The 13918-nt window shown below is 75.0% G+C and carries 17 protein-coding genes; 2 read left to right on the forward strand and 15 right to left on the reverse strand.

Annotated features, from left to right (window positions below; translation table 11 throughout):
- Positions 1-19 precede the first annotated feature (19 nt).
- From tsf to PAI11_RS26385, 10 genes are all read right to left on the reverse strand, one after another.
- Positions 20-895 carry a translation elongation factor Ts gene (gene tsf / locus PAI11_RS14315; protein ID WP_007576025.1) on the reverse strand — a complete coding sequence of 292 codons (876 nt, stop codon included), beginning with the start codon at positions 893-895 and terminating at the stop codon, positions 20-22.
- Complete coding sequence (rpsB, locus tag PAI11_RS14320) at positions 895-1914, reverse strand: 30S ribosomal protein S2 (RefSeq protein WP_007576027.1); 1020 nt, start codon at positions 1912-1914, stop codon at positions 895-897. The genes tsf and rpsB overlap by 1 nt, the downstream gene beginning before the upstream one ends.
- A gap of 184 nt (positions 1915-2098) precedes the next feature.
- Entirely contained in the window at positions 2099-3040 is a 942-nt protein-coding gene (locus PAI11_RS14325) for an RluA family pseudouridine synthase (protein ID WP_007576029.1), read from the reverse strand.
- Positions 3037-3549 carry a signal peptidase II gene (lspA, locus tag PAI11_RS14330; protein WP_007576031.1) on the reverse strand — a complete coding sequence of 171 codons (513 nt, stop codon included), beginning with the start codon at positions 3547-3549 and terminating at the stop codon, positions 3037-3039. The genes PAI11_RS14325 and lspA overlap by 4 nt, the downstream gene beginning before the upstream one ends.
- Positions 3536-3856 (reverse strand): YggT family protein, encoded by a 321-nt coding sequence (locus PAI11_RS14335; protein ID WP_007576033.1) that lies wholly within the window; start codon positions 3854-3856, stop codon positions 3536-3538. The genes lspA and PAI11_RS14335 overlap by 14 nt, the downstream gene beginning before the upstream one ends.
- Positions 3853-4626, reverse strand: coding sequence for a pyrroline-5-carboxylate reductase family protein (locus PAI11_RS14340; RefSeq protein ID WP_007576035.1), 774 nt, complete (start codon positions 4624-4626; stop codon positions 3853-3855). Before PAI11_RS14340 ends, PAI11_RS14335 begins: the two co-directional genes overlap by 4 nt.
- 75 nt (positions 4627-4701) lie before the next feature.
- A complete protein-coding gene (locus tag PAI11_RS14345) occupies positions 4702-5271 on the reverse strand; it encodes a cell division protein SepF (RefSeq protein ID WP_007576037.1) in 570 nt (189 codons plus the stop codon).
- Positions 5272-5343: 72 nt separating this feature from the next.
- Positions 5344-6018, reverse strand: a complete 675-nt coding sequence (locus tag PAI11_RS14350) for a YggS family pyridoxal phosphate-dependent enzyme (RefSeq protein WP_007576038.1) — start codon at positions 6016-6018, stop codon at positions 5344-5346.
- Entirely contained in the window at positions 6006-6758 is a 753-nt protein-coding gene (gene pgeF, locus PAI11_RS14355) for a peptidoglycan editing factor PgeF (protein ID WP_007576040.1), read from the reverse strand. Before pgeF ends, PAI11_RS14350 begins: the two co-directional genes overlap by 13 nt.
- A 66-nt stretch (positions 6759-6824) precedes the next feature.
- On the reverse strand, positions 6825-8033 hold the full coding sequence (locus PAI11_RS26385) for a tRNA nucleotidyltransferase/poly(A) polymerase family protein (protein WP_007576042.1): 1209 nt from the start codon (positions 8031-8033) through the stop codon (positions 6825-6827).
- A gap of 24 nt (positions 8034-8057) precedes the next feature.
- Between PAI11_RS26385 and PAI11_RS25515 the strand changes: the two genes are divergently transcribed.
- Positions 8058-9455 carry a PQQ-binding-like beta-propeller repeat protein gene (locus tag PAI11_RS25515; protein ID WP_170320732.1) on the forward strand — a complete coding sequence of 466 codons (1398 nt, stop codon included), beginning with the start codon at positions 8058-8060 and terminating at the stop codon, positions 9453-9455.
- A 181-nt stretch (positions 9456-9636) separates the two neighbouring features.
- Complete coding sequence (locus PAI11_RS14365; protein WP_007576046.1) at positions 9637-9849, forward strand: hypothetical protein; 213 nt, start codon at positions 9637-9639, stop codon at positions 9847-9849.
- A 14-nt stretch (positions 9850-9863) separates the two neighbouring features.
- Here PAI11_RS14365 and hisF read toward each other — a convergent pair whose 3' ends face one another.
- From hisF to hisD, 5 genes are all read right to left on the reverse strand, one after another.
- On the reverse strand, positions 9864-10658 hold the full coding sequence (gene hisF / locus PAI11_RS14370) for an imidazole glycerol phosphate synthase subunit HisF (protein WP_007576048.1): 795 nt from the start codon (positions 10656-10658) through the stop codon (positions 9864-9866).
- A gap of 40 nt (positions 10659-10698) precedes the next feature.
- Positions 10699-11430 carry a 1-(5-phosphoribosyl)-5-[(5-phosphoribosylamino)methylideneamino]imidazole-4-carboxamide isomerase gene (gene hisA / locus PAI11_RS14375; RefSeq protein ID WP_244406547.1) on the reverse strand — a complete coding sequence of 244 codons (732 nt, stop codon included), beginning with the start codon at positions 11428-11430 and terminating at the stop codon, positions 10699-10701.
- On the reverse strand, positions 11418-12125 hold the full coding sequence (gene hisH, locus PAI11_RS14380) for an imidazole glycerol phosphate synthase subunit HisH (protein ID WP_007576051.1): 708 nt from the start codon (positions 12123-12125) through the stop codon (positions 11418-11420). The genes hisA and hisH overlap by 13 nt, the downstream gene beginning before the upstream one ends.
- Positions 12122-12721, reverse strand: a complete 600-nt coding sequence (hisB, locus tag PAI11_RS14385; RefSeq protein ID WP_007576053.1) for an imidazoleglycerol-phosphate dehydratase HisB — start codon at positions 12719-12721, stop codon at positions 12122-12124. The genes hisH and hisB overlap by 4 nt, the downstream gene beginning before the upstream one ends.
- A partial coding sequence (gene hisD, locus PAI11_RS14390) for a histidinol dehydrogenase (RefSeq protein ID WP_040600377.1) occupies positions 12718-13918 on the reverse strand: 1201 nt, incomplete at its 5' end. The genes hisD and hisB, both read right to left, overlap by 4 nt.

A 13918-nucleotide genomic window follows, 5' to 3' on the forward strand; every position in this document is an offset into this window, starting at 1 on the left:
CGGGGAGCGGCGGACGCCGCTACTCGCCGACCTGGAAGCGCGCGAAGCGGGTGATGACGACGTCGTCGCCGACCGCCTTGCGCAGCTGGTCGATGGTCTTCCCGTCGTGCTTGTCGGGGTTGATGTGCTCCTGCGGCAGGAGGGTGATCTCCTTCAGCCACTTCTGGAGCTTGCCCTGGGCGATCTTCTCGCGGATCTGCTCGGGCTTGCCCTCGGCCTCGGCCTGCTGCTCGTAGACGCGCAGCTCGGCGTCGCGGGCGTCCTGCGGGACGTCCTCGGGCGACACGTACTGGGTGGCGGCGATCGCGGCGACGTGCATCGCGACGTCCTTGCCCAGCGCGCTCCGGGCGGCGGCGTCCGAGCCGCCGTCGATCTGGACGGCGACGCCGACCTTGCCGGTGGCGTGGATGTAGCTCTCGATGCTGCCCTCGCCGGCGACGCTGAAGCGCTCCGCGCGGCGGATCACGACGTTCTCGCCGGTGGTCGCGGACAGCTCGGCGCGGATCTCCTCGATCGTGCGCCCGCCGAGCGTCTCGTTCAGCAGCGCGGCGGCGTCGACCGTCCCGGCCGGGCGGTCGCCCTCGGCGAGGAACGCCGCCAGCTGCTTGGCGAACGCGATGAAGTCGTCGTTGCGGGCGACGAAGTCGGTGTTGCAGTCGACCTCGACGAGCGCGCCGTTCTTGCCGTCGGCCGAGACCGCGGCCTGGACGGTGCCCTCGGCGGCCTCGCGGTCGGCGAGCTTGCCGACCTTGTTGCCCAGCTTGACCCGCAGCAGCTCGACGGCCTTGTCGATGTCGCCGTCGGTCTCCTGCAGGGCCTTCTTGCAGTCCATCATGCCGGCGCCCGTCTTCTGGCGCAGGGCCTTGACGTCGGCAGCGGTGATCGTGGTGCTCATCAGGCGGTGCCCTCCTGCGGCGCGGCCGCCTCGGCAACGGGGGTCTCAGCGGCGGGGGCCTCGGCGGCCGGCGCCTCGGCGGCAGCGGCCTGCTCGGCGGCGGCCTGCTGCTCGGCGGCAGCCTGCTCGGCGGCGGCGGCCTGCTCGGCAGCGGCGGCGTCGGCGGCGTTCTGCTCGGCCTCCTGGCCGGCGGCGGCCGCGGCGCTCTGCTCCTCGGCCTCGGCGCGGCGGGCCTCCTCGGCCTCGCGCTTGGCGGCCTCCTCGGCCTGGCGCTGCTCCTTCTCGGCGGCCTCGCGGGCGCGGCGGGCCTCCTCGGCCTCGTACCAGGCCAGGGCGCCGCCGGCGGCGGCGTCGCCGACCGCGTGCGCGATCAGGCTGCAGGAGCGGATCGAGTCGTCGTTGCCCGGGATCACGAACTCGACGCCGTCGGGGTCGACGTTGGTGTCGACCAGGGCGACGACCGGGATCCGCAGCTTCGTGGCCTCCTCGACTGCGATCTTCTCGCTGTTGACGTCGATCACGAAGACGGCGTCGGGCGTGCGGCGCAGGTCCTTGACGCCGCCGAGGTTGATCTGGAGCTTGGCCAGCTCCTTGCGGCGGGTGATCCGCTCCTGCGACGGCAGCAGCTCCAGCTGGCCGTCGGCCTCGAGCCGCTCGAGGTCGTTGAGCGTCTTGATCCGCTTGCTCGACGTGTTGAAGTTGGTCAGCAGGCCCGGCGACCAGCGCTGGTTCACGTACGGCATCCGGGCGGACTCGGCCGCGTGGCGGACGGCGTCCTGGGCCTGGCGCTTGGTGCCGACGAACAGCACCGTGCCGCCGCGCTGGGCGATGTCGGCGACGAACTTCTGCGCGCTCGACAGCAGGTCGACGGTCTGCAGCAGGTCGATGACGTGCACGCCGGCGTGCTCGCCGTGGATGAACCGCGCCATGCGCGGGTTCCAGCGGCGGGTCTGGTGCCCGAAGTGGACACCCGCCTCGAGCAGGTCCTTGAGGCCGATCTCGGCTTCAGCAGCGGACATGGGTACTCCCTTGGGTGAAGAACGGAACAGGCCCGCCGGTTCCGCGGCGCATCCCGTCGTAACGGGCAGGGGCGCTGCGGAGGGACCCCGGCGGGGTCGAAGTGCAAGAACGATCCGGCGCCCGGACGGGCGCGCGGAGAGCGAATTCTGCCAGAGTCAGACGGGATTCGCGGTGCGGCCGGGCCTAGCCCCGCGCCCGCCCCAGCGCCTGCGCCAGATCGTCCGGCAGCGGCGACTCGACCTGCAGCCGCTCCCCGGTCGTCGGGTGGTCGAAGGTCAGGCGGTCGGCGTGCAGGAACTGGCGCTCGAGGCCGAGCGCCTGCCCTTCGCCGTGCGGCCGCCCGTACTCGGGATCGCCGACCACCGGCAGCCCGATCGCCTTCAGGTGGACGCGGATCTGGTGCGTGCGGCCGGTCTCCAGCGTGACCCGCAGCAGCGACGTCCGCGGCAGCAGCTCCTCGATCGTGAAGTGCGTGACGGCCCGCCGCGGGCTGTCGGTGTCGAGCGAGTGGCGGGTCCGCTGGTGGCGGTCACGGCCGATCGGGGCGTCGATCGTGCCGCTGCGGGCGTCCGGCCGGCCGTCGACGAGCGCCAGGTACTCGCGGGTGACGCTGCGCTCGCGGATCGCCTCCTGCAGCGCGCGGTGGGTCGCGTCGTCGCGGGCGATCAGCAGCAGGCCCGAGGTCTCGCGATCCAGGCGGTGGACGATCCCCGGTCGCTCGGGGTCGTCGCCGGGCGGGCTGGTCGTGCTCAGGTAGCCGGCGACGGCGTCGACCAGCGTCGGCCCGTCCTGGCCGGCGCCGTGGTGGACGATCAGGCCCGCGGGCTTGTCGACCACCAGCAGCTGCTCGTCCTCGTGCAGGACCGTGATCGGCGGCGCGTCGCCGCGGACCTCCTGGATCGGCGCCGCCAGCACGCCGAGGTCGGCGACGATCGTCTGCCCGGTCTGGACCGCCTGCCGCTTGCTGGCCGGCCGGCCGTCGACGAGCACCGCGCCGGCGGCGATCACCCGCTGGGCCCGCGCGCGCGACCCGCAGACCTCGGCGAGCACCACGTCGAGCCGCTCGCCGTCCTGCTCGGGAGCGACGGCCAGCGAGACCGACGCGTCCCCCCCGTGCCCGCTCATCCGCGCTGGGTCTGCGCGCCGGCGCTGCCGCGACCCTGCGTGCGTCGGTGGTCGCGCTCGACCACGACGACGAGCAGGATCATGCCGAGCACGATCGACATGTCCGCGAGGTTGAACGCCGGCCAGTTCGGCGGCTTGAGGAAGTCGATCACGGCGCCTTCGACGATCCGGTCGAGGACGTTGCCGAGCGCGCCGCCGGCCAGCATCCCGGTCGCCAGCCAGGCCAGCGGCCGGGTCCGGTTGCGCAGGAACCAGACGGTCAGCGCCCCGAGCGCGCCCAGCACCAGCAGCGCCACGATCACCGGGCTGCCGGCGAAGCTCGAGAACGCCACGCCGTCGTTGCGGACGTGGACCAGGTCGATCAGCGGCAGGAACGTCTCGCGGTGCCCGCGGTCGACGGCCTGCACGGCGAGCCGCTTCGTCAGCTGGTCGAGGACCAGGACGACGAGGCCGACGGCCGCGACCCGGCGGACCGCGAGCCTGCCGATCCGCGCCTCATCCCGCGACAAGGTTCACCACCAGCTGCCCGACGATCTCGAGCACGAGGATGCCGACGATCGGCGACAGGTCGAACGGGCCCAGCGGCGGCAGGATCCGGCGGAACAGCCCGAGGTACGGCTCGACCGCGTCGCGGAGGAAGGTCTGGATCCCGTTGGTGACCGTGTTGTACGGGATCCGCAGGCCGGCCGACTGCACGAGCGACAGCAGGATGTAGGCGATGATCAGGATCACGTAGACCGTCAGCAGCGCCGACAGGAAGTCGGCGATCTGGGTCCGGGTGGAGGCCAGGACGACCGCGGATGCGAGAGCGCTCATGAGACGTCGACCACCGCGTCGAAGGCGCTCTGCAGCGCCTCGCGGACGCCACCGCGATCGAGCGCGCGAAGCCCGCGGGCGGTCGACCCGCCGGGCGACGTCACGGCGCGGCGAACGGCCAGCGTGTCGTGGCCCTGCTGGCGCAGCAGCGCCGCGGAGCCCTCGATGCCGGCGGCGATCATCAGGCCGGCCTCGGCCGGCGGCAGCCCGTGGCGGACCGCCGCGTCGACGGTCGCCTCGGCGATCAGGGCGACGTAGGCCGGCAGCACGCCGAAGACGGCGGTCGCGGCGGCCAGCTGGGCCTCGGGCAGCTCGACGACGGTCGCGCAGCGGCGCAGCTGCTCCAGCAGCGCGGCGCGCAGCTGCTGCTCGGCCGGCGGCAGCGCGGCGACCCCGCCCGGCTCGACGGCGACGGCGATCACGCCCTTGCCGACGGCGGCCGGCGTGTTCGGCATCAGCCGCACGACGGGGCGGTCGGGGTAGGTGGCGCGGAGCGCCGCGGTCTCGACCCCGCCGAGGATCGAGACGATCGCCTTGGCGGTCGGGGCGACCTCGACGGCCGCGTCGGCCAGCTGGCCGGGCTTGTGGGCCAGGACGACGACGTCGGCCCGCTCGGCGAGCGTCCGGGCGTCGGCCACGGCCTCGCCGCCGGTCGCGTCGGCGAGCGCTTGCGCCCGCTCCGCCAACGGGTCGAAGGCGAGCACCGGCTCGCCGATCCCACGCGCCAGAGCGGTGGCCATGTTGCCCGATCCCAGGAATCCCAGACGCATGAGCGACGTAGAACGGTACCGGTCGGCCGGTCGGAGGCCGAAGGTGGCGCGGCGGCGTCTGCCCGACGGCCGCGCTCAGCTCTGGTTGAAGAAGCCCTTCTCGATCAGCTGGGCCCGTTCCTCGGCCGAGATCGAGACGTTGACGGGCGTCAGCATGAAGACCTTGTCGGCGATCCGCTGCATCCCGCCGTCGAGCGCGTAGGTCAGGCCGCTGGCGAAGTCGATCAGCCGCTTCGAGAGGTCGGTGTCCGACGTCTGCAGGTTGATGACGACCGGGACCCCGTCCTTGAAGCGGTCGGCGATCTGCTGGGCGTCGTTGAACGACTTCGGCAGCACCAGGTGGACGCGGACGTCGCGCCCGGCCCCGCCGCCACCGCGCGAGGAGCCCCCGACGGGCCGCAGGTGCGAGCCGCCGGCCTGCTCGTCGCTGAAGATGTCGTCGAAGTCCTCGCGCCGGCGGCGGCGCTCGCCCAGGCGGCGAACGGGAGCTTCGACCTCCCGAGCAGGCGCGCGCGGGCGCTCACGCTCGCGTTCACGACGATCGTCGTACTCCGGCTCGTCGTCGTACTCGTCCCCGTAGGGGTCGCGCTCCTCGGCAAGAGCGAAGTACACGAGCACCTTGTGCCAAGCGTCGCGGAAGGCCATGACGTGCTGGTGATTCTCCCACCGACGTCGTGTTCCTGCCCGCCGCCCGAAACCGGCGCCGTGCGATCGCTCCTAGCGCAACAGGACGCTGCCGAGGCGGACGACGGTCGCCCCCTCCTCGACCGCGACCTCGTAGTCCTGGGTGGTGCCCATCGAGAGCACCGACAGCCCGTGGGCGACGGCCAGCTCCCGCAGGGCCGCGAACCAGCGGCGGCTCTGCTCGGGGTCCTCGGCGAACGGCGGCATCGTCATCAGGCCGGCGACCGGCACCGGACAGCGCTCGAGGACGTCGGCCAGCGCGCCCGGCGCGATCCCGCTCTTGGCCTCCTCGCCGCTGACGTTGACCTCGATCAGGACGTCGAGCTCGGGGCGAGCCAGGTCCCGGTGGCGCTCCAGGCGCGCCAGGACGCTGTCGCTGGAGACCGAGTGGATCCGCGAGACGTGCGGCAGGATCTCGGGCACCTTGCGCGACTGGAGGTGGCCGATGAACTCCCAGCGCAGGCGATCGGCGCCCGGCTGCGCGACCTTCTCGATCAGCGACTGGGCGCGGTTCTCGCCCGCGATCTCGATCCCGGCGTCCGCCAGCAGCGGGACCTGGTCGGCCGCCAGGTACTTGGTCGCGGCGAGGATCTCGACGGCGCCGGGATCGCGGCCCGCGCGGGCGCAGGCGGCCGCGATCCGCTCGCGAACCGCGGCGACGCGCTCGGCGACCAGCGCCGAGTCGATCCGCTCAATCAGGTCAACCACGTCATGCCCGCCTGTCGTCCGGTGTCCCCGGCGTCCCGCCGGTGGGAGAAGAACCGCTCTCGATCGCAGATGGTGCAGTGCCCGGCGACCACGACCTGCTCGACGCCGGCCGCCTGCAGCCGCAGCCGTGCCGCGGTCGGCAGGTCGGCGCGATCGTCCCGGCACACGGCGGGGCCGAGCGGGGCCAGCGCCGCGTGGACCTCGGGGCCGACCTGGTAGCAGCACGGTCCGGCGCCCGGCCCGACGACCGCCGTCAGCGGCCCGCGCGCGCCGGCCGCCCGCAGCTGCTCGACCCCGCGCTCGAGCACGCCGCCGACCAGACCGCGCCAGCCGGCGTGGACCATCGCGACCGCGCCGTCGCCGACCAGCGCCACCGGCAGGCAGTCGGCGCACAGGACCAGGCACGGCGTCCCCGGCGTCGCGGTCGCGAAGCCGTCGGCCTCGCGGACGGCCCCCAGGTCGCCGCCGGGCAAGTCGCCGTCGTCGCGGTGCAGCAGCACGTCGGTGCCGTGGACCTGCCGCGCCTGGGCGATCCGCTCGGGCCCGACCGCGGCCAGGGCGGCGACCCGTCGCCGGTTCTCGGAGACCGCGGCCGGATCGTCGTCGGTCCAGCTGCCGAGGTTCAGCGAACTGAAGCTGCCGCTCGAGACGCCGCCGCGACGGGTGGTGAAGCGGACCGCGGCCCCCGGCAGCTCGCAGCCGAGGTGCCCGTCGGAGGTCCAGTCGAGCTGCGGCGGCACCGGACTGTTGTAGCACCAGCGAACGGCCGCACCGGTCGCGCCCGCTGGCGGCGCGCGGTGCAGCGGTCAGGCGCCGGCGAGCGCGCTCAGCGCCGCGGCCAGCTCCGCCTCGGCCGCCGGACGGGCCGGGTCCAGGCGACCGTCGAGCTTGGCCCCGAGCGCCGCCGCCAGCCCGCGCCCGACGGCCGGACCGGGCGCGACGCCGGCCGCCAGCAGGTCGCGGCCGTCGATCTCCAGCCGCACGTGGCGCAGCTCCTCGATCCAGCGGCGGGCGTTGGGACCGCCGGCGAGCGCCACGACCTCGAGCGGCGCGCCGGCCGCGGCCCGCTGGATCTCCGACGGCAGGCGCGCCGCGCGCAGCGGCTGGAGGGTGCTGGAGCGCGATCCGGCCCCGACGACGTCGCGCTCGGCGCTGGTCAGCTCGAGCGCGTCGATCCACGGCAGCAGGTGCTCGAGCGCGACCCCGGAGCAGCTGGCCGCCAGCCGCACCAGGTCGCGGCGGCCGCCGGTCGGCAGCAGCGCGAGCGCGGCGTCGAGGCCGGGCGGCTCGGGGTCGAACCCGCGCGGCAGGAAGGTCGGCGCCAGCTCCAGCAGCGTCGCGAGGACGCGCGCGGGGTCCGGCTCGGAGAGCGCCAGCCGCAGCTCGCTGCCGTGGCGCGCCCCGGAGATCGTCGTCGGGTCGGACGCCGCCGCCAGCTCGCGGGTCCGCGGCTCGACCGCGAACCCGAGCCGGGCGGCGTAGCGGGCGATCCGCCAGACCCGCGTCGGGTCGTCGATCAGCGAGCGGTCGTGGAGCACCCGCAGGACGCCGGCGGCCAGGTCGTCGCGCGCTCCCGGGACCTCGGTCAGCGCCCCGTCGCCGAGCCGCAGGGCGATCGCGTTGACGGTCACGTCGCGGCGGGGCAGGTCGTCCTGGACCCGGTCGACCGGCTCGACCTCGGGCAGCGCGCCGGGCTCGGCATAGCGCTCGCGGCGGGCGCGCGCCAGGTCGTAGCGGACGCCGGGGCGCGGCTCGACCTCGACCGTCCCGAACCGCTCGTGGCGGGCGACGGCCGGTCCGAGCCGCGCGGCGAGATCGTCGACCGGTCCCTCGACGAGCAGGTCGAGCTCGTGCGGCGCGATCCCCAGCAGCAGGTCGCGGACGGCGCCGCCGACCAGCCAGACCCCGTCGCGGGGCCCGACGACGTCCAGCAGCGGCCGCGCGGCGGGCAGCCGTCGCAGCGCCGTCAGCGCGGCGTCCGGATCGAGCAGTCGGCGGGTGCGGTCATCGGCCACCGCGCCGGACCGTACCCTGTCCCGATGGCCGGTCCCCCCGCGAGGCGCGACTCGCCGCCCCTCGCAGGGCGCGGAGTCACGCCGCTCAACGTCCCGCGCCGCCCGTGGGGCTGCCTCGGCTGCGCCGGCGTGATCGTCCTGGCGCTGCTGGTCGTCGGCGGGCTGGCGGCCTGGGACCGCCTGCGCGGGCCGAGCGAGATCACCGACGCGTCGGTCGAGTTCTCCGACCGCGAGCAGCCGACCCCGAGCGCCGACCCCAAGATCCCGCGCAACCGCCACGACAGCTACGACGACGGCGCCGACTGGCCGTTCTACGGCGGCAACGAGCAGCGCACCCGCTACCTGCCGTTCCCGCGCGGGACCCGGCTCGGCATGCCGTTGCGGACCCGCTGGCGGGAGGGCGGCCGGATCCTCCTGGAGTTCCCGCCGGTGCTCTGCGGCCGCCGCCTGTACCTGTTGCGCGACGACGGGCTGCTGCTGGCGATCGAGCGGCGGACGGGCGAGATCGCCTGGGCGCGGCGGGTCGGCCGGCTGGCGGCGGCCTCGCCCGCCTGCGGCGGCGGTCGGGTCTTCGTGACCGTCCTCAAGCGCGACCGCGGATCGAGCGCCGGCCAGGTGGCCGCGTTCACCACCGACGGCAAGCGGCTCTGGCGGGTGCTGCTGCGCGGGCGCTCGGAGTCCTCGCCGCTGCTGGCCGGCGACAAGCTGATCTTCGGCACCGAGAGCGGCGACGTGCTCGCGATGAGCCCCAGGAACGGGCGCGTGCTGTGGCGCTACCACGCCGGCGGCAAGGTCAAGGCCGGCGTCGCCCGCAATGGCCCGACGCTGTTCGTCGGCGACTACTCCGGCAAGCTGCACGCGATCGCCCTGCGGAGCGGCCGGCGGCGCTGGGTGCGCAACCTCGGCGGCAGCCTCTACAGCACGCCGGCGGTCGCCTACGGCCGGGTCTTCGTCGGCAACATCGACGGGTCGGTCTCGGCGGTCGGGGAGCAGACGGGACGGATCGCCTGGCGGCGCCGGGCCGACGGCTACGTCTACTCCTCCCCCGCGGTCGCCCCGGTCGCCGGTCGCGGGCCGACCGTCTTCATCGGCTCCTACGGCGGCAAGCTCTACGCGCTCGACGCCCGCAGCGGCCGGCCGCGCTGGATCCGCGACGTCGGCGGGAAGATCTCGGGCGGGATCACCGTCGTCGGCGATCTCGTCCTGTACTCGAACCTCGGCCGCAAGCGGACCTCGATCCGCCGCGCGCGCGACGGCAGCGAGGTCTTCAGCCTCCACAGCGGCGCCTTCGATCCCGGGATCTCCGACGGCCGCCGCCTGTACCTGATGAGCTACTCGAGCATCTACCACCTGTCGCCCCGAGCCCAGGCCTTCGCCGACGCCCGCTCGCTGCGGGAGGCGCGGCGACGGGCCGGCGGCTGAGCCTTGCCCGCCCGGCGAGGCGGGAGCGCGCCGAGGTGGGCGGTGGCGGTAGAACCGCGGCGACGGCAGAGCCACGGCGACGGAGCGGCTGGAGGCGCGCACGTCCCATCCGCCCGGCGTGATCAAGCGGACGTCCCCCGACGCGCCACAACCCCGAACCGCCCCACCTACACTGCCGGGCATGGCCTCGTCGCGCCCGATCCCTCCCGCCCTGCGCGTCCCGCTGGCGCTGCTGGCGGTCCTGCAGCTGACGTTGTTCGTCCTCGCCCGCCGCGACCTGCGCCGGCGGCCGGACGACCAGATCCGCGGCTCCCGTCGTTGGTGGCGGCGTGCGACGTTCCTCAACACCGTGGGCCCGGCCGCCTACTTCGCGTTCGGGCGCCGGCGCGCCTGACCGCCCCCGCGCCGTCAGCCCTCGTCGGCGGCGATCGGCCGGACGGCGATCCCGGCGGCGGCGATCCGCTGCTTCGCCTCGGCGATCGAGTAGGTGCCGAAGTGGAAGATCGATGCCGCCAGCGCCGCATCGGCGCCGGCCTGGAGCGCCTGCACCAGGTGGTCGAGCGTGCCCGCCCCGCCCGAGGCGATCACCGGCACCGGCACCGCCTCGGCGATCGCGGTCGTCAGCGGCAGGTCGTAGCCGGCCGTGGTGCCGTCGCCGTCCATCGAGGTCAGGAGCACCTCGCCGGCGCCCCGCTCGACGGCCTCGCGAGCCCAGGCGATCGCTCCGCGCCCGGTGGCGGTGCGGCCACCGGCCACGAACACCTCCCACGGGTCGCCGATCTCGGCCTGGCGCTCGGGACCGACGGCCTTGGCGTCGATCGCGATCACCACGCACTGGACCCCGAAGCGGTCGGCCAGCTCGCTCAGCAGCTCGGGCCGATCGACCGCCGCCGAGTTGACGGCGACCTTGTCGGCGCCCGCGTCGAGCACCGCCTGGGCGTCCTGCACCGACCGGATCCCGCCGCCGATCGTGAACGGGACGAAGACCGCGTCGGCCGTCCGCCGCGCCAGGTCGACGATCGTGTCGCGGGCCTCGTGAGTGGCGGTGATGTCCAGGAAGACCAGCTCGTCGGCGCCCTCGGCGTCGTAGCGAGCGGCCAGCTCGACCGGGTCGCCGGCGTCGCGGAGCCCGACGAAGTTCGTCCCCTTGACGACGCGTCCGGCGTCGACGTCGAGGCACGGGATCACCCGCTTCAGGTGCACGGGCGCCCCGTCCGACGGCCCGCTGGACGAGCGAGCCCCATCACTGCAGCGCCGCCTGGCCGTCGGCGACGGCGAAGCGGTTCTCGTACAGGGCCTTGCCGGTGATCACGCCACCGAGGTTGACCAGCCGCATCGCGGCCAGCTGCCGCAGGTGCTCGATGTCGCCGATCCCGCCGGAGTAGATCCAGCGGCCGCGGACGGCCTCGGCGATCCGCCGGACCTCGTCCAGGTCCGGCCCCTCGAGCAGGCCGTCGCGGTCGGCGTTGGTGTAGACGAACCGCCGCACGCCGCGGTGCTGCAAGCGGGCGATCGCCTCGGGCGCGTCGATCGACGTCGTCTCGACCCAGCCCTTGGTGGCGACCTTGCCGCCGCGGGTGTCGATCGACACCATCACCCGATCGCGGTGGGTGCCGAGCACCGAGTCGAGGAAGTCGAGGTCGGTGATCGCGGCGGTGCCGAGGATCACGCGCTCGGCGCCGGCCTTGAGCGCCTCGCGCACCGCCTCCGGCGAGCGCAGGCCGCCGCCCCACTGGACGGGCACGTCAAGCTCGCGGGTGATCTTCGCCAGCTCGTCGAGGTGCCGCGGCTCGCCGTCGCGGGCCCCGTCGAGGTCGACGAGGTGCAGGAAGCGGGCGCCGGCCTGGACCCAGGATCGCGCCGCCTCGAGCGGGCTGTCGCGGTAGACGGTGCTCGCGTCGAAGTCGCCGCGGACGAGCCGGACGGCCTTGCCGTCGAGGATGTCGATCGCCGGGTACAGGATCACGTGGTGCACCTCGTACAGGTCTCGGCGAAGCTGCGCAGCACGCGCAGTCCGTCGGTTGAGGACTTCTCGGGATGGAACTGCGCGCCGTACACGCGGTCGCGCTGGACGGCGGTCACGAACGGCCCGCCGTAGTCGCCATGGGCGGCGACGTCGGCTGGGTCCTCGGGCCGGACCACGTAGGAGTGCACGTGGTAGAAGGCCGTCTGCTCGGGAAGCGTGCCGCGCAGGACCGGCGGCCGGCCGTCGGGACGGTCGACCCAGCGGACGAGGTTCCAGCCGATGTGCGGCAGCTTCAGCCCGCCGGACGGCTGCAACTGGCGGACCGGCCCGGCGAGCAGGCCGAGGCCGGTCGCTCCCCCGCGCTCGTCCGAGCGCTCGAAGAGCAGCTGCATGCCCAGGCAGATGCCGAGCAGCGGCGTGCCGTCGGCGACCCGCTCGCGGACCAGGTCGTCGAGGCCGCTCTCGCGCAGTCGCTGGGCGCCGGCGGCGAACGCCCCGACGCCGCAGAGCACCAGGCCGTCGGCGGCCCGGATCTCGGCCGAGTCGGCGGTCACGAGCGCCCGTGCGCCGGCGTGCTCGAGCGCCTTCTCGACGCTGCGGCGATTGCCCATGCCGTAGTCGACGACGGCGATCCGAGCCCCGTCGGACGCGGGGCCCTGGGGCTGGTCGCCGTCGCCGGCCGCAGCGAGCCGGGGCGACGTCATGCGGTGAGCGTGCCCTTCGTCGAGGGCACGCCGCGCTCGGCCGGGTCGATCGACACGGCGACGCGCAGCGCCCGGGCGAGCGCCTTGACCCCGGCCTCGATGATGTGGTGGGCGCCGCGGCCGCGCTCGATCTCGAGGTGGATCGTGCTGCGCGAGGTGGCCGACACGGCCCGCACGAACTCCTCCAGCAGCTCGTGCTCGAAGCCGCCGGTGACCCCGGCGGGCAGCAGGTCGCGGTCGTCGTAGACGACGAACGGACGCCCCGACAGGTCGATGTGGCAGGCGGCGCGGGCCTCGTCCATCGGGATCGTCGCCGACCCGTAGCGGCGGATCCCGACGCGGTCGCCGAGCGCCTGGAAGATCGCCTGGCCGAGCACCAGGCCGGTGTCCTCGACCGTGTGGTGGCTGCCGGTCTGCAGGTCGCCGGTGACCTCGACGGTCAGGTCGAAGCCGGCGTGACGGGCCAGCAGGTCCAGCAGGTGGTCGAAGAACCCGACGCCGGTGGCGCGGCGGCCCTCGCCGCTGCCGTCGAGCGTCAGGTCGACGGCGACGCGGGTCTCGCCGGTGGCGCGCTCGATCTGGGCGGAACGGGTCATCGGTTCCTATTCTGACGGGCGCGCATCGAGGCCGCGTGCACGACGAAGCCCTCGGCGTCGGCGATCGCGGCGCCGGCCTCCGCCAGCGCGTCCGCGGCAGGTCCGACGTGGACCTCGCACATCGTCCGCCGGAAGGTCCGGGCCGACAGCGTCGAGGCGAACCGCGCCGCCCCGTCGGTCGGCAGCGTGTGGTTGCTGCCGACGACGTAGTCGCCGAACGCGGTCGCCCCGCTGGCGCCGACGAACAGGCAGCCGGCGCTGCGGACCTCGGGCGCCAGCGGCTCGATCGTCGCGCCGACCAGCTCGAGGTGCTCGGGAGCGAACGCCTCGGCGAGGGCCAGACCGGTGCGCGGGCCGTCGACCACCACGGCGGCGTAGGCCGCGCCGGTCTCGGCGCTGCCCGGACCGCCGCCGACGCCCGCCTCGAGCCGCCGGGCGACCTCGTCGGCGAGCGACCGGTCGTCGGTCACCAGGACCACCAGCGAGCCGTCCCCGTGCTCGCCCTGGGCGGCCAGGTCGAGCGCGACCAGCTGCGGGTCGGCGCCGGCGTCGGCCAGCACCAGCAGGTCGCTGGGACCGGCGAAGCCGTCGATCCCGACCCGGCCCGAGAGCTGGCGCTTGGCCTCCTGGACCCAGAGGTTGCCCGGGCCGACCAGCACGTCGACCGGGGCGATCGTCTCGGTCCCGTGCACGAGGGCGGCGACCGCGTGGGCCCCGCCCATCCGGTGCACGCGGTCGGCGCCGGCCAACCGGCAGGCCGCCCACAGGACGGGGTCGTCGGACGGCGAGCAGACGACGACCTCGTCGACCCCGGCGGCGCGGGCGCTGACGACCCCCATCACCACCGTCGACGGGTAGGGCGCGCGGCCGCCCGGCACGTAGATCGCGGCCCGCCGGACGGGGACCTCGCGGACGCGCACCAGCTGGCCCTGGGGCAGCTGGACGTCGCGGTCGGCCGAGGTGGTGGCCGCGGCGACCGCGCCGACGTTGGCGATCGCCAGCTCGAGCGCGGCGCGCAGCTCGGCCGACAGGCCGGCGACGGCGGCGTCCAGCTCGGCGTCGGCCACGACCAGCGGCTGCGCGGGCTCGCCGTCGCGGCGGTCGAAGCGGGCGACGTGCTCCTCGAGCGCCGCGTCGCCGCGCTCGGCGACCGAGGCGATGATCGCCGCCACCGGCTCGGCGACGGCCTCGCCGCCC

The sequence above is a fragment of the Patulibacter medicamentivorans genome (assembly GCF_000240225.1).
Classification (GTDB): domain Bacteria; phylum Actinomycetota; class Thermoleophilia; order Solirubrobacterales; family Solirubrobacteraceae; genus Patulibacter; species Patulibacter medicamentivorans.

Excerpts from the sequence above, each read along its gene's own strand:
- PAI11_RS14365 (WP_007576046.1), top strand. The coding sequence starts at position 9,637 with ATGGCCTCGTCGCGCCCGATCCCTCCCGCCCTGCGCGTCCCGCTGGCG.
- PAI11_RS14335 (WP_007576033.1), bottom strand. The coding sequence starts at position 3,856 with ATGAGCGCTCTCGCATCCGCGGTCGTCCTGGCCTCCACCCGGACCCAG.
- rpsB (WP_007576027.1), bottom strand. The coding sequence starts at position 1,914 with ATGTCCGCTGCTGAAGCCGAGATCGGCCTCAAGGACCTGCTCGAGGCG.
- PAI11_RS14340 (WP_007576035.1), bottom strand. The coding sequence starts at position 4,626 with ATGCGTCTGGGATTCCTGGGATCGGGCAACATGGCCACCGCTCTGGCG.
- hisH (WP_007576051.1), bottom strand. The coding sequence starts at position 12,125 with ATGACGTCGCCCCGGCTCGCTGCGGCCGGCGACGGCGACCAGCCCCAG.
- PAI11_RS14345 (WP_007576037.1), bottom strand. The coding sequence starts at position 5,271 with ATGGCCTTCCGCGACGCTTGGCACAAGGTGCTCGTGTACTTCGCTCTT.
- tsf (WP_007576025.1), bottom strand. The coding sequence starts at position 895 with ATGAGCACCACGATCACCGCTGCCGACGTCAAGGCCCTGCGCCAGAAG.
- PAI11_RS14325 (WP_007576029.1), bottom strand. The coding sequence starts at position 3,040 with ATGAGCGGGCACGGGGGGGACGCGTCGGTCTCGCTGGCCGTCGCTCCC.
- PAI11_RS25515 (WP_170320732.1), top strand. The coding sequence starts at position 8,058 with ATGGCCGGTCCCCCCGCGAGGCGCGACTCGCCGCCCCTCGCAGGGCGC.
- hisB (WP_007576053.1), bottom strand. The coding sequence starts at position 12,721 with ATGACCCGTTCCGCCCAGATCGAGCGCGCCACCGGCGAGACCCGCGTC.